Annotated in this window: 19 protein-coding genes; 1 reads left to right on the top strand and 18 read right to left on the bottom strand. The window is 64.3% G+C overall.

What is annotated here, in order from left to right; translation table 11 throughout:
• Positions 1 to 95 precede the first annotated feature (95 nt).
• Positions 96 to 443 carry an RNA polymerase-binding protein RbpA gene (locus tag ACSBOX_RS09655; protein WP_059389983.1) on the top strand — a complete coding sequence of 116 codons (348 nt, stop codon included), beginning with the start codon at positions 96 to 98 and terminating at the stop codon, positions 441 to 443.
• Between the two features lie 81 nt (positions 444 to 524).
• On the opposite strand, the gene ACSBOX_RS09650 is transcribed toward ACSBOX_RS09655, so the two are convergent.
• The 18 genes from ACSBOX_RS09650 to ACSBOX_RS09565 all read right to left on the bottom strand — a co-directional run bounded on the left by ACSBOX_RS09650 (position 525) and on the right by ACSBOX_RS09565 (position 21,416).
• On the bottom strand, positions 525 to 1,268 hold the full coding sequence (locus tag ACSBOX_RS09650; protein WP_442545790.1) for a polyprenol monophosphomannose synthase: 744 nt from the start codon (positions 1,266 to 1,268) through the stop codon (positions 525 to 527).
• Between the two features lie 437 nt (positions 1,269 to 1,705).
• Positions 1,706 to 3,382, bottom strand: a complete 1,677-nt coding sequence (locus ACSBOX_RS09645) for an amidohydrolase (protein WP_442545789.1) — start codon at positions 3,380 to 3,382, stop codon at positions 1,706 to 1,708.
• Positions 3,383 to 3,414: 32 nt separating this feature from the next.
• The gene (locus tag ACSBOX_RS09640; RefSeq protein WP_442545788.1) at positions 3,415 to 6,312 is read right to left on the bottom strand and encodes a DEAD/DEAH box helicase; all 2,898 of its coding nucleotides are present in this window, start codon (positions 6,310 to 6,312) and stop codon (positions 3,415 to 3,417) included.
• Positions 6,313 to 6,336: 24 nt separating this feature from the next.
• Positions 6,337 to 7,131 carry a twin-arginine translocase subunit TatC gene (gene tatC / locus ACSBOX_RS09635; RefSeq protein WP_442546008.1) on the bottom strand — a complete coding sequence of 265 codons (795 nt, stop codon included), beginning with the start codon at positions 7,129 to 7,131 and terminating at the stop codon, positions 6,337 to 6,339.
• A 48-nt stretch (positions 7,132 to 7,179) separates the two neighbouring features.
• Entirely contained in the window at positions 7,180 to 7,446 is a 267-nt protein-coding gene (gene tatA, locus ACSBOX_RS09630) for a Sec-independent protein translocase subunit TatA (RefSeq protein ID WP_078108908.1), read from the bottom strand.
• Positions 7,447 to 7,478: 32 nt separating this feature from the next.
• Complete coding sequence (locus ACSBOX_RS09625; RefSeq protein WP_442545787.1) at positions 7,479 to 7,829, bottom strand: hypothetical protein; 351 nt, start codon at positions 7,827 to 7,829, stop codon at positions 7,479 to 7,481.
• A 9-nt stretch (positions 7,830 to 7,838) separates the two neighbouring features.
• Positions 7,839 to 9,875 (bottom strand): helix-turn-helix transcriptional regulator, encoded by a 2,037-nt coding sequence (locus ACSBOX_RS09620; RefSeq protein ID WP_442545786.1) that lies wholly within the window; start codon positions 9,873 to 9,875, stop codon positions 7,839 to 7,841.
• A 95-nt stretch (positions 9,876 to 9,970) separates the two neighbouring features.
• Entirely contained in the window at positions 9,971 to 10,366 is a 396-nt protein-coding gene (locus tag ACSBOX_RS09615) for an FKBP-type peptidyl-prolyl cis-trans isomerase (RefSeq protein WP_442545785.1), read from the bottom strand.
• Between the two features lie 49 nt (positions 10,367 to 10,415).
• Complete coding sequence (locus ACSBOX_RS09610; RefSeq protein WP_442545784.1) at positions 10,416 to 11,354, bottom strand: FKBP-type peptidyl-prolyl cis-trans isomerase; 939 nt, start codon at positions 11,352 to 11,354, stop codon at positions 10,416 to 10,418.
• Between the two features lie 110 nt (positions 11,355 to 11,464).
• Complete coding sequence (pafA, locus tag ACSBOX_RS09605) at positions 11,465 to 12,829, bottom strand: Pup--protein ligase (protein WP_078108903.1); 1,365 nt, start codon at positions 12,827 to 12,829, stop codon at positions 11,465 to 11,467.
• Position 12,830: 1 nt separating this feature from the next.
• A complete protein-coding gene (gene prcA / locus ACSBOX_RS09600) occupies positions 12,831 to 13,538 on the bottom strand; it encodes a proteasome subunit alpha (protein WP_442545783.1) in 708 nt (235 codons plus the stop codon).
• Position 13,539: 1 nt separating this feature from the next.
• Positions 13,540 to 14,349: a proteasome subunit beta gene (gene prcB / locus ACSBOX_RS09595; RefSeq protein WP_442545782.1), complete on the bottom strand. Its 810-nt coding sequence runs from the start codon at positions 14,347 to 14,349 to the stop codon at positions 13,540 to 13,542.
• A 78-nt stretch (positions 14,350 to 14,427) separates the two neighbouring features.
• On the bottom strand, positions 14,428 to 14,631 hold the full coding sequence (locus tag ACSBOX_RS09590) for a ubiquitin-like protein Pup (protein WP_078108941.1): 204 nt from the start codon (positions 14,629 to 14,631) through the stop codon (positions 14,428 to 14,430).
• A gap of 123 nt (positions 14,632 to 14,754) precedes the next feature.
• Positions 14,755 to 16,371: a depupylase/deamidase Dop gene (gene dop / locus ACSBOX_RS09585; protein ID WP_442546007.1), complete on the bottom strand. Its 1,617-nt coding sequence runs from the start codon at positions 16,369 to 16,371 to the stop codon at positions 14,755 to 14,757.
• Positions 16,372 to 16,421: 50 nt separating this feature from the next.
• Positions 16,422 to 18,236 carry a proteasome ATPase gene (arc, locus tag ACSBOX_RS09580; protein WP_078108900.1) on the bottom strand — a complete coding sequence of 605 codons (1,815 nt, stop codon included), beginning with the start codon at positions 18,234 to 18,236 and terminating at the stop codon, positions 16,422 to 16,424.
• 101 nt (positions 18,237 to 18,337) lie between these two features.
• Positions 18,338 to 19,390: a tRNA (adenine-N1)-methyltransferase gene (locus ACSBOX_RS09575; RefSeq protein ID WP_442545781.1), complete on the bottom strand. Its 1,053-nt coding sequence runs from the start codon at positions 19,388 to 19,390 to the stop codon at positions 18,338 to 18,340.
• 112 nt (positions 19,391 to 19,502) lie between these two features.
• Positions 19,503 to 20,672, bottom strand: coding sequence for a site-2 protease family protein (locus ACSBOX_RS09570; RefSeq protein ID WP_442545780.1), 1,170 nt, complete (start codon positions 20,670 to 20,672; stop codon positions 19,503 to 19,505).
• Positions 20,673 to 21,416 carry an HAD family hydrolase gene (locus ACSBOX_RS09565; RefSeq protein ID WP_442545779.1) on the bottom strand — a complete coding sequence of 248 codons (744 nt, stop codon included), beginning with the start codon at positions 21,414 to 21,416 and terminating at the stop codon, positions 20,673 to 20,675.
• Positions 21,417 to 21,522: the final 106 nt, after the last annotated feature.

Here is a 21,522-nt window from a genome sequence, read left to right as displayed (position 1 = left end):
GTGATGCAACGTGTGCAGACAGTAGTCCGGGCGACGCCATCGCGGCGTCCGGCTAGCGCGGAGCATGGTTCCGCGAACAGACAGAGGGAGTAATCATGAGCGATCGCAGCCTGCGGGGCATGCGTCTTGGCGCCCAGAGCATGGAAACCGAATCCGGTGTGGAGCCGGCGCCGCGTCAACGGGTTGAATACCGCTGCGCGGACGGAGAGCAGGTCTTCGTTACCTTCTCCTCCGAGGCCGAGATTCCTCCTGTCTGGGTTTCCAAGACGGGCAAGGAAGCGCTCCTGGTTGATGGCGAACGCCCCGTTGACACCAACGAGAAGGCAGTCCGCACGCACTGGGACATGCTGCTGGAACGCCGCAGCCTTCCCGAGCTCGAGCAGATCCTCGAAGACCGCCTGAACATCCTGCGCGAACGTCGTGGGGAACGCCGCTCGGCATAGCAGCCACGATTTTCAAGGCCCACGACAAAGGCCGGATCCGCCCTCTTCGCAGAGCGCAGATCCGGCCTTTGTGTGTCCGGCCTACTTTGAGATCGGGGTCTTCTTCCCGGTCAACGCGGCCCAGCGGGAAGCGAGCCCCCATTTGGTGACGTTGATCATGGCTTCGACGACTATGTTGCCGCTCATCTTGGAGGCCCCGAGCTCGCGCTCCACGAAGGTGATGGGGCGTTCGACGATCTTCAGGCCAAGCTTGGCCACCCGCCACGCCAGGTCCACCTGGAAGCCGTAGCCAACCGATTCGACCTGGTCCAGCTTGAGCGCCTCGAGGGTGCTGCGGCGGAACGCACGGTAGCCGCCGGTGATGTCCTTGATTTTCAAGCCGAGCATGAGCCGGGCATAGGTGCTGCCCGTGCGTGAAATCGCCTGGCGGTAGAGCGGCCAGTTCACGGTGCCGCCACCCGGAACCCAACGTGAGCCCATGGCGAGGTCGGCGCCGTCGTTGATCGCATCTAGCAGCAACGGCAGTTGCTCGGGCTGATGCGAGCCGTCGGCGTCCATCTCAACCAGGACGTCATAGCCGGCGGCCATGCCCCACTTGAATCCGGCAATGTAAGCGGCTCCGAGGCCTTCCTTGCCCTTGCGGTGCAGGACGTGGACCTGGCTGTCCTCGGCGGCGATGCTGTCGGCGAGCTGTCCCGTGCCGTCAGGGCTGTTGTCGTCGACAACCAGGACGTCGGAGGCGGGCACAGCCGCGCGCAGCCGTCCGAGGGTCTTGGGTAGCGATTCCAGCTCGTTGTACGTGGGGATGATCGTCAGGACACGCAAGAAGAGGCCTTTCCTTGATGGAGCGGTCAGTGGGCCGGAGCAGCAGCGTGGCTGGCATTCAGGCGCAACTCTCCATTATAGGACGACAACCCGACGTACTTTGGGACATCTGTGGCGTCCGCCACAAGGGTCACGATTGGCCGCGGGCAGGTCCACAAGCCCAGGTCCAGTGCCGGCCCGCGTGTTGTACTCGTGGCCGAACCGTTTTCTGCAGCACCGTGGACCTGCCCACTACGAGTGCCGCGGTCCTGGGAAACGGGTCCGTTGACTGTTTTGACAAACGGAACCGACCGCGGCCAGACAACCAGGTATTCCCTGTGGCAGTCTGTTGACCCTAAATGCTACGGACTTCACAAATCCTGTCAAGCGCCCCCTGAGCTGGGGCTTTGTTCATCCATGCAGGTCAGGGGCCCTCAGGCCAAGCAAGCTATCTGGAACTATGACCGCAAAGTTTCGCTCGCGAAGATCTCCTGGCCTTCGCGCACTGTCTGCAGGCAAGCGGGGTCGCTACCGCGGTCCAACGCCGGGAGGAGGGGCGTTCGAGCGCGTGGATCGGTGGACCAGGACTGGACTCGATCATCGGCCACTTGCACCATCAGCTCCTCAACTTCCCACACCGCGAAACTTGCAGGAGCCCCGGGGACCAATTGCCCCATGAACGGATTGCGCTCTTTGCTCGCCCGCCACCCGGCCCTGGTGTGCCCGAGGAACGCTGCCCGCGCCGAAATGCGTTGATCCGGATTGCTGTGTTCCAGGCATGCCCTCACGCTGGACCACGGCCGCAACGGGGTGACCGGACTGTCGCTTCCAAAGCACACCGGCACACCGGTGGAGTAATACGAAGCGAAGGGATTCATGGCAAGGCTTCGATCCCCCAGTCGCTGCTCATACAGTTTTCCGGCCCCGCCCCAGGCGGCGTCGAAGGCTGGCTGAGCGCTCACGGTGATCGAATACTTCGCAAGCCGGGCCAGGTCACCGGCGTCGGCCATTTCCACGTGCTCCAGGCGGTGCGCAGCGGCACGGACGCGCTGCTCCCCTACTTCCGACGCGGCAAGGTCCAAGGCATCCAGTGCCGTCTTCAGCCCCGCGTCTCCAATGACATGAAAGCCTGCCTGGATACCGAGCGTCGAACAGGCTGCGAAGTGGCGCGCGGCTTCGTCGACGGAGACATAGAGGCTACCGCGGTGGCCCGGCGCGTCGGCGTAGTCTGAGCCGAGGGCAGCCGTTCGCGATCCGATCGAACCATCGATGTTCAAATCACCGGCCAGTCCCAGGACGGCGACGTCCAAGCCCTCCAGGATCGCAGCGGCATGCTCATCCGACGTGGCGAGTTCGCCCCAGTAGGGAAGGATTCGCGGGACCGCCGCCCTGCCCTCGCTCCCTGACTCAGAGTTCCACGCCGCGGACATCCGAAGGTCTTCGACACTGCAAATGTGCGGGGCCGCCATTTCGGCCAGTGCGACGTAGCCGTTGGCCGCGGCCTCCCGGAGTGCCACTTCCTGGTATCGGCGACGTTCGGCGTCGGGGAACTGCCTGGCGACCAGCCGGGCGGCAGTGTGGGCGGCCCTCAGGACGTGGGCGGAACCGTCGTAGCCGTCGAGGCCGTCCAGTCCCGCGGAGGATGCCAGGGAGGACGAGGCAAGGGCCGAATGCGCATCCACGCGCGCCAGGTACACCTTGCGCCCGCCCGCGGCGCGATCGAGCTCCTCCGGCGTGGGCAGGCTTCTTTCGCCCCACACTGACTCGTCCCAACCGTGGCCAAGCACGGAGCCGGTGGCGCCAAGGTCCCTGGCGGCCCCGGCGACGGCGTCGAGCAGTTCACGCGCCGAACGGACACCCGCCAGTTGGAGGGAACCGGCAGCGATCCCGGTCTCCGTGAGGTGCATGTGGGAGTCCACGAAACCAGGCGCCAGCAAGGCTCCCCGGAGATCGATGACTTCCATCGAGGAGTCGGCAATCGACGTCGCTGCCTGCTCCGAGCCAACCCAGGCAACTGTGTCGCCGTCAACCAGCATTGCGGTCGCAAAGGGATCAGCGGCCGTGTAGACAGAGCCGTTCCGGTACATGGTGACCTTGCGGGGCCGGGTGTCGGCGGGCACGCCTGGATGGGTCATGGATATGCTCCTTGCTGGGAATCTGTGGGGGGTCAGGAGACGTTGGAGTATGCGACCACGCCGCGGCGGACCAGGTCGATCGCTTCGCGGCATATCTTGGTGTGGCGCCGTTCGAGCCCTGGAATCTTGGCCATCTGGTCCAGCAGGTCGATCACCTGCTTCGCCCAGCGCACAAAGTCGCCCGCGGCGAGGTCGGTACCACTGAGAACTTCCTGAAGGTGGCGGCCCTTGGCCCATTTGAAGATGGGCCAGACAAGTCCGAGCTCCGGCTCAGCGGTCAACGGCAGCCGGTTCTTGTCCTCGACGTCCTCCAGCGCAGACCACTCGTGCACCACGATGTCCACGGCCGTTTCGAGGGACACAGACGGCATTTTGGGTCGCAGGCCTCGATCGTCGCGCTTCGCTTGGTAGACCATCGTGCTCGCCAGCGCAGCCAGTTCCGCGGCGTCGAGGTCCTTGATGGCCCCTTGGCGGATGGATTGCGAGATCAGCAGGTCTTTTTCGCCGTAGATCCGGCGCAGGCGCTGGCCGTCCGCGCTGATGGTGACATGGCCGGCGTCGGACGTCTGCAGGTAACCGTAGGCGGCCAGGACGTCGCACACGCGGTCGAATGTCTTCGCGATCGTATTGGTGCGGCCCTGGATCTGCCGGACGAGCCCATCGGTTTCATGGCGCAGTTTCCACCAGCGTTCAGCCCAGCGGGCATGGTCCTCGCGTTCACTGCAGCCATGGCAAGGATGGGCGCGCAGTGCCCTGCGAAGGTCCGCGATTTTCTTTTCCTGGTCCGGCAGGTATCGGGCGCGGCCGAAGTCCTCGCTCCGGTTGGTGCCGCGGGCCGGCGGGCGTCCCTCACGCACTGCATTCCGCATGGCGGATGCCAGGTCACGGCGCGATTTGGGCAGTTTCGCGTTGAACGACTTCGGAATCCGGATCCAGGACACGGGAGCGACCGGCCCTTCGACTTCGTGGGCACCGATCCTGTGCAGCTGGTTGTCGTCCGTGAGGACGGCGGGGCGTGGTTCACGCGAGTTGGGATCGGCATTGAGCACGACGGCGTAGCCCGGCGTACGCCCGCCGGGAACCTTGACGATGTCGCCGGGCATGAGCCGGGTCAGGGAGTCGACGGTCAGCGATTTGCGGGCCCGCGAGGTGCTCCGCGAGGCGAATTGCTCGGCTTCGCTCAGGTCCCGCCGGAGTTTGGCGTACTCAGTAAAGTTGCCCAAGTGGCACTTCATGGATTCCGCATACCCAGCGAGCGACTCTTCGCGGCTTTGAACCTGTTTGGCGAGCCCCACGACGGAGCGGTCCGCCTGGAACTGGGCGAACGACGATTCGAGGATCTGCCGTGCCCGGGGCCGGCCGAACTGGGCAATCAAGTTGATGCTCATGTTGTACGTGGGCCGGAAGCTTGAGTTCAGAGGATAGGTGCGCCGCGATGCGAGGCCGGCGACGGCGGCAGGGTCGGTGCCCGGTTGCCAGAGGACCACGGCGTGGCCCTCGACGTCGATTCCGCGGCGTCCAGCGCGGCCGGTCAGCTGCGTGTACTCCCCCGCGGTGATGTTGACATGGGCTTCGCCGTTGAACTTGTCGAGCTTCTCCAGGACGACGCAGCGGGCAGGCATGTTGACGCCCAGCGCAAGGGTCTCGGTGGCAAACACGGCTTTCACCAGGCCATCCGCGAAGAGCGTCTCCACGACTTCCTTGAAGGTCGGCAGCAACCCGGCGTGGTGCGCGGCGAGGCCGCGGAGCAGCCCGTCGCGCCAGCTCCAAAAGCCCAGGACATCCAGGTCGTCGGCCGGAATCTCGCGGCTCGCCTCATCCACCCGGGATGCGATGATTTGTTGTTCGCGCTCCGTCGTGAGCCACAAGCCGGCGGCGGCACACTGCGCTACGGCCCCGTCACAGCCGGCACGGGAGAAAATGAAGGTGATGGCCGGTAGCAATCCCTGGCGGTCCAGGCTCGCGATGATCTGGGGCCGGCTAGCCTTCCGGACCGGGCTGCGCTGCTCCGCGGCGGTGTTGTCCCGCTGGCGGTCCTGCCGGCGGCGACTGCGCCCGCCATGGCCGAAGCGGCCACGGTAATTCATCTGGCTTTCTGCGCGGGCCATGGACAGGAGTTCCGGGTTGACTTCGAATTCCCTCCGCAGGGGATTCCGTTCCGGCTCCCGTACTGCCTCCGGTGCGGGCGCTTCGCCGTCGGGTGCCTCCGGAGCGATCTCGTCGAAGCTGGTGTCCCCCGCGAAGAGGTCGACGATCTCACGCCCCACCATGACGTGCTGCCACAAAGGAACAGGACGGTGCTCGGAGACAATCACATCGGTGTGCCCACGCACGGTGTCCAGCCACGCGCCGAACTCTTCCGCGTTGGACACCGTGGCGCTGAGGGAGACCACTTGCACTTCGCTCGGCAGGTGGATGATCACTTCTTCCCAGACCGCGCCGCGGAAGCGGTCTGCCAGGTAATGCACCTCATCCATCACCACGTAGCCAAGATCCCCGAGGGTATCCGAGTCCGCGTACAGCATGTTCCGCAGGACCTCAGTGGTCATCACGACAATAGGAGCTTCGCCGTTGATGGTGGTATCGCCGGTCAGCAGTCCCACGTTCGATGCGCCGTACTTCGCCGAGAGCTCGGAGAACTTCTGGTTGCTCAGCGCCTTGATGGGCGTCGTATAGAACGCCTTGAGTCCGCGTTCGAGCGCCAGATAGATGGCGAACTCGCCGACGATTGTCTTCCCGGCCCCCGTGGGCGCCGCCACGAGCACTCCCCTGCCCTCCTGGAGCGAACGGCAGGAGTCACGCTGGAATTCGTCGAGTTCGAACTCCAGCGATTGGGCAAAAGTGCCAAGGTAGGTCTTCGACTCAGCACTCCGCTGCGCTGCGGCTTGAAAGGCTTCTGAGGGCGAAAGGGCCCCTGAATTGGAGGACATGCTTCAACCCTAGTGGCCGTGAGACTAGAGATTCTCCAGATCGGAAGCGGGTGTGGCGATGTCGGCCGTGGCATCCGTCTCAGCGGCGATCTTCGACTGCTGGCGCGCGCGCCGTTTGTCGTTCAGCATGCAGAGCCCGATCGCGGCGAAGAACAGCGCAAGGAGGGGGCCGGCGAGCATGAACATCGACAAAGCGTCCGCACCGGGCGCGGCAACGGCCGCCAGGACAAACACGAGGAACACCGTGATGCGCCAGGCTTTGAGGATGGTCTTGCCACTCAGGACACCGGCCATGTTGACGCCCACCAACACCACCGGCACCAGGAACGCGATGCCGAGGAAAAGAAGCATGTGCGTGGCGAACGTCAGGTACTGGGATGCATCGATGTTGTTGGCGCCGTTTTGTGGCGTGAACTGCAACAGCGCACGCACGACGTTCGGAATGACTGTCCAGGCAACAAAGACCCCGGCCAGGAACAACGGCACCGCGGCGGCCATGTACCCGAGCGTGTAGCGGCGCTCTTTCTTGGTCAGGCCGGGCGTAATGAATGCCCAGACCTGGTAGATCCAGATGGGGCTGGAGAGCACCAAGCCGATCTGGATCGCAATGCGGAACTTGAAGTCGAAAGGATCTCCCACGCTCGCGAAGTTCAGGACCGCGGTCCGCTTGGTCTCCTGCGCGATCTTGATCAACGGATCCGACAGGCCGTTGACCACCGGCTCGTAGAGGAACCACCCTGCCACGGCGCCAATGAGAACGCCGATGGCAGACTTGATCAGCCGGTTCTTAAGCTCCCTCAGGTGGTCTAGGAGCGCCATCCGCCCTTCGGGGTTGGCTTTGCGGCCCGTCTTCGTTGCCACTACTGCTTAGCTACGGTTTGCGGGCGGAACGTCAGTGTCGTTGCCGCTCTTGTTCGCTTCGGGGTGGTTGACCACTCTGCCCTCAACGGGGTCCGTGTCGTCCTTGGCCGCAGGCTTCCCGTCGTTCTTCATTTCCTTGACTTCGGATCTGATGATGCGCATCGACTGGCCGAGGCTACGGGCCATGGCAGGCAGCTTGGGTGCCGCGAACAGCAGCAGGGCCACGATGATGATAATGACAATTGGCCAAGGGCCATCAAATAGTCGTCCCACGGGAAGTCCTTTCGTTGGAATACATCCTACGTCTAACTGAATTCGATGTCGTGCAGAGACTGGGGTTGGCCCCGTTCTGCTTTGCGCTTAACGCGCTTTTGGCGACGCACTTCCTGGCGGGAGGCCTTGGCCGTCACGTAATCATGACGCATCTCTTCCGGTGAGGCAAAAACGGCCGCACCGAACACATCCGCCGGGCCCCCGCCGTCGTCATCGTCACGTTCGCGAAGGTGCGGGCGGTGCCCGAGCGCCTCCCCTGCGGCACTGAGTTCATGCACAGTGGCCATGAACTTCCGGAAAAGCCGGACGCCCAACAGGACATAGCAAAGCAGCGAAACCGCAATCAGCGCGACCCACAGAAGGATCCAGGACCACCAAGGCATTTGAGTAGTCTAACCAGCCTTCACGGTTTGTATCGGGTCCGCCTGCTTGTACTGCCGGAGGGCCGCTGCCACCCACGCTGCAGACGTGTCCGCCAACTCGGCCGGCTGCAATATGCGGGCCGCACCGCCATGCTGCGCGACGAACATCGGCAACCAGTCAGCATTTCCGAACCGGACCTCGGCCAGCATGCCGCCGTCGGGAAGGACGGCCGTCCGCTCAGCGTAATAGTCGCCCGCCAGCCCGACGCCTTGCCGGGTCAATTGGAGGACGACGACGACGTCGTCGTCGTTGGGCGTGTACAGCTTCACCGGAACGCCTTCCTCGACGGCGGCACTCTCGGAAACCGGCCGGCCGTTGGGCGTGACCTCTTCGATGCGGTCCAGGCGGAAGTTCCGCAGCCCGGCCTTGCTGTGGCAATAGGCCTCGAAATACCACGTGTTGTCCAAGGAATAGAGCCGGAAAGGGTCGACGTCCCGCTCGGAGACCGAGTCGCGCTGCCGGGACAAGTAGCGAAGCCGCAATTGATGACCCGACTGGATCGCGTGGGTGATGGTGTCGAACGCCCCGGCGTCGGCGGGGGTTACGGGTGGCCCCGCGACGGCCGCCGCCAAACGACCGGCCTCCCCCGCAGCGCCGGTGAGTTTCAGGGTCACGGACTCCAGGGCGCCGCTCTGCTCGTCCTCCGACATGCCGGCCTGGGCGGGGAGCCCGCCCAGGGTGGCCAGGCCCGTGAGCAGCGCGCAAGCCTCGTCAACGCTGAAGCGGATGGGCCGGTTGAGTTCGAGGTGCTCGCGGATGTAGACGTGCTCGTTTTCCCAATCGATGTCAAACAAGTCGTCCGGATAGCCCTCGGGCCGTCCGGAGCAAATCAGGATGGTCAGGTCGGCCACGAGTTCCTCGCGGGTCACACCGAAGCGGTCCGCCACTTCCTGGATCGGCAGGCCCTGGTTGTGGACCAGGAAAGGGACCAGTTGCAGCATGCGGTTGAGCTGGTCTTCCGAGGTCCGCTTACGGGCCAGCGGTGCCGGCCCGGCGCCGGAGAAGCGGACCTCGACGGCGGGGCTCGAGGCGAACGCAGCGGCCGCCTCAAGGCGGCGGATCACGGCGTCGCGCAGCTCCGGAGGTCCAGCGACGCGGACGTGGGGACCGTAGGAGGCCAGCTCCTCGGCGAGCAGCTCACTGTCCCGGAAAGGCACCGACAGACGGTCCCAGCCGCCCGGGGAGCCGCTGGTGGCAGCCGTCCCGGTGGCACCCACCGCGCGCTTGCGAAGACCGAGCAGTCGGCCTTCGGCGACGTCGAGGTGGGCCTCCTGCACGGGAAGTTCGGTGAGGCTGTCCAGTTCGGCACGGATATCGAACCCCGGAGGAGTCTCGCAGTGATGCCCGGTCTCGACATGGACATCGCTAGTCATCCGGGACAGCCGGAAAAACCGCTTCGCCTTCCGGGCCCGGTCCAAGCCCACCAGGTACCACTGGCCGAACCGGCTGCCGAGGCCCCAAGGCTCCACGGTGCGGCGTTCGTCCTTGCCGGTGCTGGCGGCACGGTAGCCGAAACTCACGGGGTGCCGGCCGTTCATGGCCACGATGATGTCGTCAAAAGCCTGGCCGGCGGGCTTGATGCGCGGCTGGACGCCGGCGGGGAGTTCGACGTCGGCAAGGTCGCCGGAAGCCTGCAGCTTCCGCAGTGCGCTTGCCGCGGCCGAACCGAGCGCCGCGCGCTCCCACAGCTGCGCAGCCAGGAGCAGGACCGTGCCCTCCGCCGGCGTCAGTTGCACGTCAGGCAGGCGATTGGACTCCTTGCCGATGCGGTAACGGGTCGAGGCGGGATCGTCCGAGCCGAATCCGTGGTCGAAAAGCGTTTCGATCTCGAAGCCAAACTGCTTCAGGTCTGACTTGTCGCGTTCAAACATGCGTCCGAACGCGACGTCGCTGCCGCCGGCGTCGTGATAGACCTTCTGCCTGAGAACGGCCCGGGACAACCCGTATCTCGTGTTCAGAAGGGCAATCAACAGGTTCAGGAGTCGTTCGGTACGTGATGCGGACACGCTTGCAACGTTACTAAATTCCGCCGGCAAAGGCGGAAGGCGCGTCTGCGGCCGGATTTCTCCGGCTGCAGACGCGCCTTCCTATGCTGTGAGACCTAGCGGACTGCCACGAGGTCCACCACGAAGATGAGGGCTTCGTTGGGCTTGATAGCCGCGCCGGCGCCACGGGAACCGTAGGCAAGCTCGGAGGGGATCTCAAGGCGACGACGGCCGCCGACCTTCATGCCAAGCAGTCCCTGGTCCCAACCCTGGATGACCTGGCCAACGCCCACGCGGAAGTCCAGCGGCGCGCCGCGGCCCCAGGATGCGTCGAATTCCTCGCCGGTGGACCAAGCAACGCCGACGTAGTGGGTGGAGACGGTGTCGCCGGCCTGGGCCTCGGCGCCGTCACCAACGACGATGTCCTTGATAACGAGTTCCGTGGGGACGTCGCCCTCCGGGAAGTCGATCTCCGGCTTGGTGCGGTCGTAATCGCGCTGTCCAAATGACATGGGTACTCCTCAATGTGATAGTTACGGTGTTTCGGAAAATTGCGGAAAGCTACTGGGCGCCCAGGATGTCCACGACGAAGACCAGATCGCCCGTGGGCTGGCCTTGGGCTGCGGCCGCGTCGCCATATGCGAGGCTCTTGGGGATGACCAGGAGGACACGGGAGCCGACGGTCTTGCCCGTCAGGCCTTGAGTCCAGCCCTTGATGACGCCGTTCAGCGCGAAGCTGGCTGTCTGGCCCTTGTCATAGCTGGAGTCGAACTTCTTGCCGTCAGCCAAGGTGACGCCGACGTAGTTGACCGTCAGGGTGTCCGTTTCCTTGACCACTGCGCCCTTGCCCTTGATGAGGTCCTGGGAGACGAGGGCGTCGGGGGCCTTCGCACCGGCAACGGTAATCTGCGGAACACCCTTGTCGTCGGCCTTGACCGTGGGGAGGCCGGCGGGCGGGGTCACGACATCGCCTTCCGGCTTGTCGAGGGGCTTGACTGCATCCTTGACGCCGGTGACCTTGAAGACCACCAGTTGGGATGACGTTGCCGCTGCTTCAGCCGATGCCGGGGTTCCTGGCACGGCGAAAGCGATGTCAGCGCCTACCTTCGCCCCGACCAGCGCGTTGTAGAGCACAGCGCTGCCGGTCTTGAGCTGATCGTTCAGTTCGACGGGCTGGGACCCGCTGGGGAAAGTGTCCTCGAGGGTCTTGCCGTCCTTGCCGTCGACGGCGATGTAGGTGATCTGCGCCACCTGGCCGGCTTTCACTTTGTCGCCAGTGCCGTCGCTGACCATCTTGATGGTTGGCTGCGTCACATCCAACGGCTTGTTGAATTCCAGGCCGGGTGCCTTCTTGTCTCCATTGTCGGAGACCTTAAGGGAATCCAGCTTGGCTACATCGCCGGCGGACTGACTGGTGGGCTCCGGAGCTGCTGCCGGACTTCCGCCACAGGCGGTGAGCAGCAAAAGGCCGGGGATAAGAATTGCTAGTAGACGTCGCACAAATTGAACTTTCGTCGGGGCAAAAGGAGGGCATGGCCGGGCCAGGCTCGGCCATGCGCGTAGCGGCCTGTTAAAAGGCCAACCTCCAGAATAGCGGGTGAAGCTGGGAGTCAGCTCATCGAGTCCAGCAGGGCATCCACTCTCTCGTCGACGCTGCGGAACGGATCCTTGCACAAAATCGTCTGGTGCGCGCGGTCGTTCAACTTCAAATGGACCCAATCCACGGTGTAGTCACGCCCGAGTTCCTGGGCGCGCCGGACGAAGTCGCCACGGAGTTTTGCCCGGGTGGTCTGCGGCGGCGCATCCACTGCGTCCTTGATGTCCGTGTCAGCCACGAGGCGCCTCGCCGCACCGCGCGACTGAAGCAGGAAGAAGAGCCCGCGCTTGCGCGAGATGTCGTGATACGTGAGGTCCAGTTGTGCGATCCTCGAAGAGTCGAGGCCGATTCCATGACGGCGCATGTAGCCATCCATCAGCTTCTTCTTGATGGCCCAGTCAACTTCCGTATCTATTCCGCTGGTGTCGCCGCTGTCGATCGCGTCGAGCGTCCGCTCCCAAAGATCCAGGATGAGCGGCACGTGCGGATTGTGGGCTCCATTTGATGCCACGAAGGCGGTGACCTTTGCGAGGTACTCCCGCTGGATGTCCAGGGCCGTCAGTTGCCTGCCGTTGGCCAGGCGCACCAAGGCCTTACCGCTCAGATCGTGGGAGATTTCACGGATGCTGCGGATCGGGTTCTCCATGCGCATGTCCCGCATGATCACCCCGGCCTCAATCATGCGCAGGAGCAGGTCCACCGTTCCCACCTTCAACAGGGCGGTGGTTTCGGACATGTTGGAATCGCCGACGATCACATGCAGACGGCGGAAGAACTCGGCGTCGGCGTGGGGCTCGTCACGGGTGTTGATGATCGGGCGGGACCTCGTCGTCGCAGAAGACACGCCTTCCCAAATGTGGTCGGCACGTTGGGAGAACGCGAACGTGGCCCCATGTGGTGTCTTCAGGACCTTGCCCGCGCCGGCGATCAGCTGCCTCGTCACGAGGAAGGGAATGAGGATCTCGGCGAGCCGCGAGAACTCGCCGCGCCGGGGAATCAGGTAGTTTTCATGGCTGCCGTAGGAATTGCCGGCGGAATCGGTGTTGTTCTTGAACAGGTAGACCGTTCCGTTGAATCCCTCCGCCGCGAGCCGCGCCTGCGCTTCATCGACGAGGTCATCGAGAATGAGTTCCCCGGCCCTGTCGTGGGCGATCAACTGCGCGAGGTCGTCGCATTCCGCAGTGGCGTACTCCGGGTGCGAACCGACATCCAGGTACAGCCGCGAGCCATTGGTCAGGAAGACGTTGGAGGAACGTCCCCAGCTCACGACCTTCCGAAAGAGGTACCTGGCGACTTCCTCGGGAGCCAAAGGCCGCGAGTCCGGGCTCGAATACGAAATGCCGAACTCGGTTTCAATCCCGAATATTCTCTTGTCCATCTCAGGCCTCCCCTGCCAGCAGCTGTGTGATTTCGTCCGCCCGGAGCCGCCGGAAGGCCCGTCGGGAACCGCGTCCGCTTTCCGGACTCCGGTCAAGGACTGCGGCCTCGACGGCGGTGCCGGGCAGGGCGTCGACTTCCTTGTCCGTGGCCAGCGCCTTGACCGCGAGGCGGAGTGCGCCGGCCAGGTTGAGGTCGGCTTCCCAACCGCCCGCCACGGTCTCAGCTACCTGCTCGGCCAAGCCGCCCATCACCACAAAACCGTTCTCGTCGGCGATCGAACCGTCGAACGTCAGCCGATAAAGATGGTCCTCGGCCTGCGTGTGCCCGACTTCTGCGACTGCGAGCTCCACCTCGAAAGGCTTTTGTTCCGCGGTGAAGACCGCGCCCAGGCTCTGCGCGTAGACGCTGGCCAGGCCACGGGCCGTGACATCCTCGCGATCGTACGAATAGCCGCGGACGTCGGCGTAGCGGACGCCTGCTTGACGAAGACTCTCAAACTCGTTGTACTTGCCCACGGCGGCGAACGCGATCTTGTCGTAGATCTCACCGATTTTGTGGAGCGACGGCGAAGGGTTCTCAGCCACCAACGCGATGCCGTCAGCGCAACTGATCACGACGACGGAACGGCCCCGGGCGATGCCCTTCCGCGCGAAATCCGCGCGGTCCTTCATCAGTTGTTCGGGCGAAACATAGAACTGCTGGGTCATGTCAGGCCTCCCGTCCGGCAACTGCGCGCGACTCAATAATGGATCCTGCGATCGCCGCCAATTCCCGTTCCGGCACCCGGCGGGCGCCGGCGCGGTTGACCGTATACACCACCGGCCAGAGCTGCCGGACGGGGTCCGGACCGCCGGTGGCGGAGTCGTCGTCGGCAGCGTCGTAGAGGGCTTCAACGGCGACGGCGACGGCCTCGTCCTCCGTGAGGTTCGGCCGCCACAGCTTCTTCAAGGCGCCACGCGCGAAGACGGAACCGGAACCGACCGAATGGTGCTCCAATTCCTCGTAGCGTCCGCCGGTGACATCGTATGAGAAAAGCCGTCCCACGCCGGCCGCCTGGTCGAATCCAGCGAAGAGCGGAATGACCGCGAGGCCCTGCATCGCCATGGGCAGGTTGCCGCGGATCATGGCTCCAAGCCGGTTGGCTTTGCCGTCCAGGCTCAGCAGCGTGCCCTCGATCTTTTCGTAGTGTTCCAGTTCCACCTGGAACAACCGTGTGATGTCGATCGCCAGGCCTGCTGTCCCGGCAATTCCCAGGACGGAATATTCGTCGGCCGGGAAGACCTTCTCGATGTGCCTGCTGGCGATCACGTTGCCCATGGTGGCACGCCGGTCCCCCGCCATCAGGACGCCGCCTGGGTAACTCAGGGCGACGATTGTCGTGGCATGGGGCACCGGCGGAATTTGTCCCGCAGGCAGCGCTTGGTTGAAGGGAAGGAGTTCAGGCCTGGAGCGTTGCAAATGCTCTATGAACGAAGACGTTGCTTGGGTGGCCAGGTGGCCGGCTGATGGATCCTGCATTGCTGCGCTCCTTCGACTCTGACATCCGATGCCCGGCGGCCTCGCGCCGGCCGGGCCCTTGGCTGGGCTGGCTGCTGGCTACTGACCGCCCTTTTGCACAAATGCCCGCACGAATTCCTCGGCGTTCGACTCAAGTACGCCGTCGATTTCGTCGAGGAGATCGTCAACGCCCTGCGTGGCGACCGAGGCCTGTGCCTCTGGCGCTGCGGGCGGTGCTTCGGGGGCATCGGCCTCCGTCTCGACGTCCCGCGACTGCGGTTGCTGCTGCTCCTGAGCTGCCATTTCCTTCTCCATTCTGTCCATCCCCGGCAACGGGGACTTCCTGTAATGCCATACTGCCACGGGGCGGGCCGCGACGCTGCGGTTTTGTCGGGCCCGTTTGGACGCCGTTCCTCGGCTGCCCGGTCAGGCGGGCGGGGCCGGGTCCAGGCCGAGCAATTCACGGAGGAAGGCTCCCGCTGTGGCATGTTTCCGAAACAACTGGCCGGTGAGTGCTTCCGTGCCGCGGAGGGGTTCCCTGGTCGGCACCCGCTGCAGTTTCCCGATGCCCGGAACGTCGAAGATGACCGAATCCCAGCTGGCGCCGACTACGTCCTTGCCGAAGCTGGAAACACACTTCCCGCGGAAATACGCCCGGGTGTCCGACGGCGGTTCGACGACGGCGCGGCTGATCGTCGCGTCGTCGACGATCGTCTGCATGCGATCGCGGGAAAGCATCCGGTAGTACAGGCCTTTCTCCGGCCTCACGTCAGACCATTGCAAATCGACCAGCCCCAGGCGGGCGTCCTTCCATTCCAGGCCGTCACGGTTCCGGTAGCCGTCGAGCAGGGACATCTTGGCCAGCCATTCGACGGAAGACGCGGCACTCGCGGGGTTGCTCCCCAAAAGCGCCAGCGTCGACTCCCACCGCTCCAGGACGTCACGGGTGTGGCCGTCTCCACTGAAGGAATCGGAGACTCCGGTTTCCTGGCCAAGTTTGGCCGCTGCCTCGTAGTACATCCACTGGATATCGAGCGCAGTGACGCGTCGTCCGTCAAGAAGCCTGACGGTGGCGGTCAGGGAGGTGTCATGGCTGATGGCCTGCAGGCCCGCCACGGGCTCATGCACTTCGATCTTCGGTGCCTGGCCGGCTTCGATAAGGCTCAGGACCAAAGCCGTGGTGCCGAACTTCAAGTAGTTCGACACCTGGCTCAGGTTGGCATCGCCGATAATGACATGCAGGCGCCGATACTTGTCCGCGGTGGCGTGCGGTTCATCCCGGGTATTGATGATCGGACGCCTGATGGTGGTTTCCAGTCCCACCTCGGCCTCGAAGAAGTCCGCCCGCTGGCTGATCTGGAACCCGGCAGTTGAACCGTCCTGGCCCTTGCCGAGCCGACCGGCTCCGCAAATGACCTGGCGCGTGACGAAGAACGGCGTCAGGCCCCGGACGATGTCCCCGAAAGGTACCGAGCGCGGCATGAGGTAGTTCTCGTGGGACCCATAGGACACCGATTTGTTGTCGGTGTTGTTCTTGTACAGGTTGATGGGCGGCAGATCGGGATCGGCTGCCACCTTCCGCACGGTGGCCAAGGCCACGAGGTCGCCGGCCGCGTCCCAGGCCACGGCGTCACGGGGATTCGTGACCTCGGGACTGGAATATTCAGGATGGGCATGGTCCACATACAGCCGGGCCCCGTTGCCGAGCACCATGTTCATCAGCAGAGATCCGGACTCGTCGCTGCCGTCGACTTCCAGTTCCTGGCGCCCGTACGCCAGCGCGACGGCCTCGGCGTCGAGCACCGGGGGCCTGTCAGTCAGCTGGCTGGGATCGGCGGCACTCCGCTCGAGTGTCCAACCGCGCGCGTCATGCAAGGGTTCTTCGTCCGTATAGTCCCAACGGGTCTCGGCGCCGCCGGCCGCCCGCTGCCGCGTCAGGTTGGCGTAGGCCTGGATGATCCGGGCGGACATCATCGTGGCATTCGCCCCCGGCGCGGAGGGCGAATGGATGCCGTATTCGGTTTCCGATCCCATGACCCGCATGGCCCCGCCGACGGGAAGCTTGTCCGAAGGCAGGCCTTCCGGCCGGGCCGTCACAGGTACTGGCCGGTGTTGGGAGTCGTTTCGATCGACTTCCCGGGCTCCTGGCCGGCCTTGCCCTGGACGATGGTGCGGATGTAGGTGATGCGTTCGCCCTTCTTGCCTGAGATGCGTGCCCAGTCATCCGGGTTGGTGGTGTTGGGCATGTCCTCGTGTTCGCGGAATTCGTCGACGACGGCGCGCAGGAAGTGGTCGATCCTCAGGCCTTTCTGCTGGGTCAGCAGGAGGTCCTTGATGGCGTACTTCTTGGCCCGGTCCACGACGTTCTGGACAACGGCACCGGAGTTGAAGTCCTTGAAGTAGAGCATTTCGGTATCGCCGTTGGCGTACGTGACTTCGAGGTACTCGTTGGATTTCTCCGTCGAGTACATGGCTTCGACGGTGCGCTGGATGATGGCGTCGACCGTGGCCTGGACGTCGCCGCCATGCTCTGCCAGATCCGTCGCGTGGAAAGGAAGGTCGGTGGTGATGTACTTGGCGAAAATATCAGCCGCCGCCTCGGCGTCGGGCCGTTGGATCTTGACCTTCACATCCAGGCGGCCGGGACGGAGAATGGCCGGGTCGATCATGTCTTCGCGGTTCGAGGCGCCGATCACGATTACGTTGTCCAACCGTTCGACGCCGTCGATCTCGCTCAGGAGCTGCGGGACGATGGTTGTTTCGACGTCGGAGGAGACACCGGTGCCGCGGGTGCGGAAGAGCGAGTCCATCTCGTCGAAGAACACCACCACGGGGCTGCCATCCGAAGCCTTCTCCCGGGCGCGGGCAAAGATCAGCCGGATGTGCCGCTCTGTTTCGCCGACGTACTTGTCAAGGAGTTCAGGTCCCTTGATGTTCAGGAAGTAGCTCTTCAGGTCCACGTTGCCGGCCCGTTCGGAGGCGCGTGCGGCCAGCGAGTTGGCGACGGCTTTGGCGATCAGCGTCTTGCCGCAACCCGGAGGGCCGTACAGCAGGATGCCTTTGGGTGCTTTGAGCCCGTGTTCGCGGTACAGATCCGGGTGCAGGAACGGGAGTTCCACCGCGTCGCGGATCTGTTCGATTTGCGGGCCCAGGCCGCCGATGTCCTCGTAGGTGATATCCGGGACTTCCTCGAGGACGAGGTTTTCGACCTCTGCCCGGGGAACCTTCTCCAGGGCGTAGCCGGTGCGGGAATCCAGGGACAGGGCGTCACCGACGCGCAGGTGCACTTTCTGCAAGGCACCCGAAAGCCTCACCACCCGCTCTTCATCGGCCCTGCCCACTACCAGGGCGCGGTCCGTGCCTAGCATTTCCTTGAGCGTGACGAGTTCGCCTGCACGTTCGTAGCCCAGGCCGGTCACCACGAGAAGGGCCTCATTGAGGAGGACTTCCTGCCCGACGGCCAGCTGGTTGATGTTCACGAGCGGGCTGACGCCCACGCGCATCTTGCGGCCGGCGTTGAAGATGTCTACCGACTCCTCCGTGGCCGCCTGGCCGGTGCTGCCTGCCGTGGGCTGGCGCCTCGGATTGATCTGCAGGATCGTCCCGAAGCTGTACGGCGGTTGGCCGTCCTGCTCGAGGGCTCCTTTGAGCCGCAGGATTTCGGCCTTCGCCGTTTCCAGCATGGTCACGAGCTTGGTGTTGTTCTGCGTGGCGGCGGCAAGCTGACGGTCGATGTGGCGCAGCTTGTCTCGAAGGATGTTTATCTGGCGTTCCGCGACGGTGAGCTCCGCGGAGTCGTCCACCGGCTGGATTGCTCCACCCCCGTGTCCCGCTTTTCCCTCAGTCACAGCCTTGTTCGCTGGCTCCTCCGGCGTTGTTCGCCCGAAGTCATTGTTCGACGTATCCACGAAGCATCAGCTCCTTCCCGCTTTCTATAAATAGACCTTAGCCCTCAAAAGCGTCGGGAAACCTGTGACATCCGGAATGCGGACCAGTTTGTGATGTTTCCTCAGGGAGCGGGCGTGGGGTCGTCCTTGACGTTGGTGCCGGCAATCGCATCGCGTGCCGCCCGACGCAGTTTTTTGTCCGAAACCGCGCGCTCTCCTACGGCGCCCGGCGTCCACGCATTCAAGTCCTCTTCGCTGAACTCGGTCTTGGACGGACGCCGCTTGACGGAGATTCCGGTCACGCCGTCGGCGAGGCGGCGGGTGACCAAAAGGAAGCCGGTGTGGGCCACCATGCGGTGGTCCGGGCGGACGGCGAGGCCCTCAAGGTGCCAGCCGCGGACCATGGACTCCCAGGCGTCCGGTTCCGTGAACCGTCCGTCGGCGCGGATGGCTTCGGCAGTGCGGGAAAGCTGGGTCACCGTGGCCACGTAGTTGATCCACACGCCGCCGGGGGCCAGGACGGTCGCAACGGCGTCGAGGCATTCCCAAGGAGCGAGCATGTCCAGCACCACGCGGTCCACGGATCCGGGCTCTTCGCTGCGGACCACTTCCTCCTGGAAGTCGCCCAGCGAGATCTTCCAGGCGGGGTGCGGACCGCCGAAAATTGTTTCCACGTTGCCGCGGGCGATGTCTGCGAATTCTTCGCGACGTTCGAAAGAGTGCAGGTAACCGTTGTCGCCCACTGCGCGGAGCAAGGAAATCGAAAGGGCGCCGGAACCAACGCCTGCTTCCACAACGCGCGCACCCGGGAAGATGTCGGCCATCGTGACGATCTGCCCGGCATCCTTCGGGTAGACCACTGCTGCACCGCGGGGCATGGACAACACGAAGTCCGAGAGCAGCGGCCGGAGCGTCTGGTACTGCTGGCCGATGTTGTTGGCGACTACGGAGCCATCAACCTGGCCGATGATTTCGTCATGGTTGAGGAAGCCGCGGTGCGTGTGGAAGGCTCCGCCCTCCTCCAGCGTGATGGTGTTCATCCGGCCTCGCTCGTCCGTGAGTTGAACCCGCTCGCCCACGCGGAACGGCCCTCGGCGCCGTGCCGCACCCGTCGGCTGAATGGCGGTGTCGGCGGTGTCGGTGGCCGTGAAGTTGGCGGCGGTTTCGCTGCTCATGGGGATTTCCTCGCTCCTGTACGGCTGGGCCGTCTTTTGTTGCCACAGTTACTGCTTGGTGATGCGCGGCCGGGTTAATTCACGGCCGGCAGGTAACTCTACCGGGAAGGTCCTACGGGCGTCCGCTCCGTCGGGCTACTTTACCTGTAATGGCTGTCACTACGGCCTGCTGCCGCAGCAGGCCCATGACCGTACCGGCTTCGTCCACGACGGCGTATTCAGTGCCGCTGAGCTGCGCCAGATACTGGATCAGTTCCTGGCCGCTGGAACTCCACGGGACGTAGGCGCCCTCGGCGAGCGGGGTCGAAACCGCCGTCACCAGCGTTGCGTAAATCTGGGAGGGCGGCACGGCTGCGGTGGCATGCGGATCGACAAGGCCCTGTGGCCGGCCATCGGGTCCGCAGATCACGACGGCGGGAGTGCCGTAGGGTGCCACCCGCAGGACGTCGGCGACGGTGGCCGAGTTCGGAATCCCGACGGCGGGCTCGGCCAAGGCCGCGGCGCTCACCAAGGGAAGGCGGCCGCGGAGCGTGGCCTGCTGAATGGCGCCCGAGGCACCCATCCACAGGAAGCTGCAGACCAGGAAGGTGATGAGCATATAGCTGAGATCCGGGGTATTTCCGCTGAGCACGGGCAGTACGACGATCCAAACGACCAGGACGATCACGATGACCCGTCCCGCCCAGCCAGCCGCCACCGTCCCCTTTTCCTGACTGCCTGTGGCTTTCCATACCGCGGACTCCACCAAGCGCCCCCCGTCCAAGGGCAGGCCCGGGAGGACGTTGAAGATGCCGATCAGGAAATTGGCCCACATGAAGATATTTGTCAGGGTGTCCCCTGCCCCGGTGAAGATACCGGTCTGAAGCACCAGCCAGGCCCCGCCCGCGAGGACAAAGTTGGCTGCGGGTCCTGCCAAGGCAACAACCACCGAACGGCCAGGGGAAGCAATGAAGCTCTCGAACTGTGTGTGCCCGCCCCACAGATTCAGCACGATCTTCTCCGTGGGCCAGTTGAACGCCTTGGCACTCAAGGCATGGGCGAGCTCGTGGACCAATACGGAAAGGGCAAGGAGCACCGCATACGCAAAGGCAACGAAATATGCGGCGATCCCGAGGGAGTGCTCCCGGACGAGCAAAGCTGGACCATAGACGATCACAGTGAACGCCGCGATGATGAACCAGGAGTAAGCGAGGTATACGGGGATTCCCGCTATCCGGCCGAGGGGAATCCCGTCTTTACTGCCGCGACGCGTGCTATGGCCACCATTCCGGGGAGTGCTCACTTAGTTCGCCCGTCCAAGGAGAGTTCCGGCCGGCACATTCGCGGAGGCCCTGGCGGCAACAAGCGCTTCAAGATCGGCGACCTTCCGGCCCTGAAGGGAGTCCCAGGTTGCCCGGCGGGGGTCCTCCGGCAGCGGCATCTGGTGCGGGATCCCGACCGTCACCACGCCTGAGGCGATCGCGGACGCAACTCCCGGAACCGAGTCCTCGAGTGCGACGCAATGGTCTGCGGTCAGCCCGGGGTCTGTGTCCTGGAGTCGCTCGACGGCGGTCAGGTAAGCCTCCGGGTGGGGTTTTCCTTGGCTCACGGTGTCTCCCGTGATGAGGAACTCGAAGTAGGGCTTGGGGAGGTTGGCCACGACCTCCCGCGCCATCGGGCCTTCGGACATGGTCACGAGGGCACAGCGGACGCCCGATTGATACAGCTCGTCAAGCAATTCCTTGGCACCGGGCCGCCACGGCACCTCGACGCGGAGACGGTCGATGACCTGGGCGCTCAAGGAGTCGACGATCTCGCGCTTTTCCAGGTTCACTCCAGCCGTTTGGAGGATGCCGGCCGAATGCATCAGCGACTGCCCTACGAGCTGCATGGCTTGTTCATGGCTCCAGGCGCCGCCGTGGGACTCCACGAGGGCGCGTTCCGCGGCAATCCAGTATGGCTCGGTGTCCACCAAGGTGCCATCCATGTCCCATAGTGCGGCTTTGAGCTCGGCTTTTACAAAGGGCTGGGTGGCTGAAGCAAGCATGCCTAAAGTCTACGTGGAAGGACGGAAGGCAATTGCCGTTCTACGCCGGGGGCGAAGTATGGCCACGCCGGTCACTTTACGCCATGCATGGGTGGCGGTCTTGGAC

The sequence above is a fragment of the Arthrobacter sp. KN11-1C genome (genome assembly GCF_052180225.1).
GTDB lineage: Bacteria > Actinomycetota > Actinomycetes > Actinomycetales > Micrococcaceae > Arthrobacter.
Note: the sequence above shows the minus strand (reverse complement) of the source record. Positions and strands in the feature narration are given on the sequence as shown.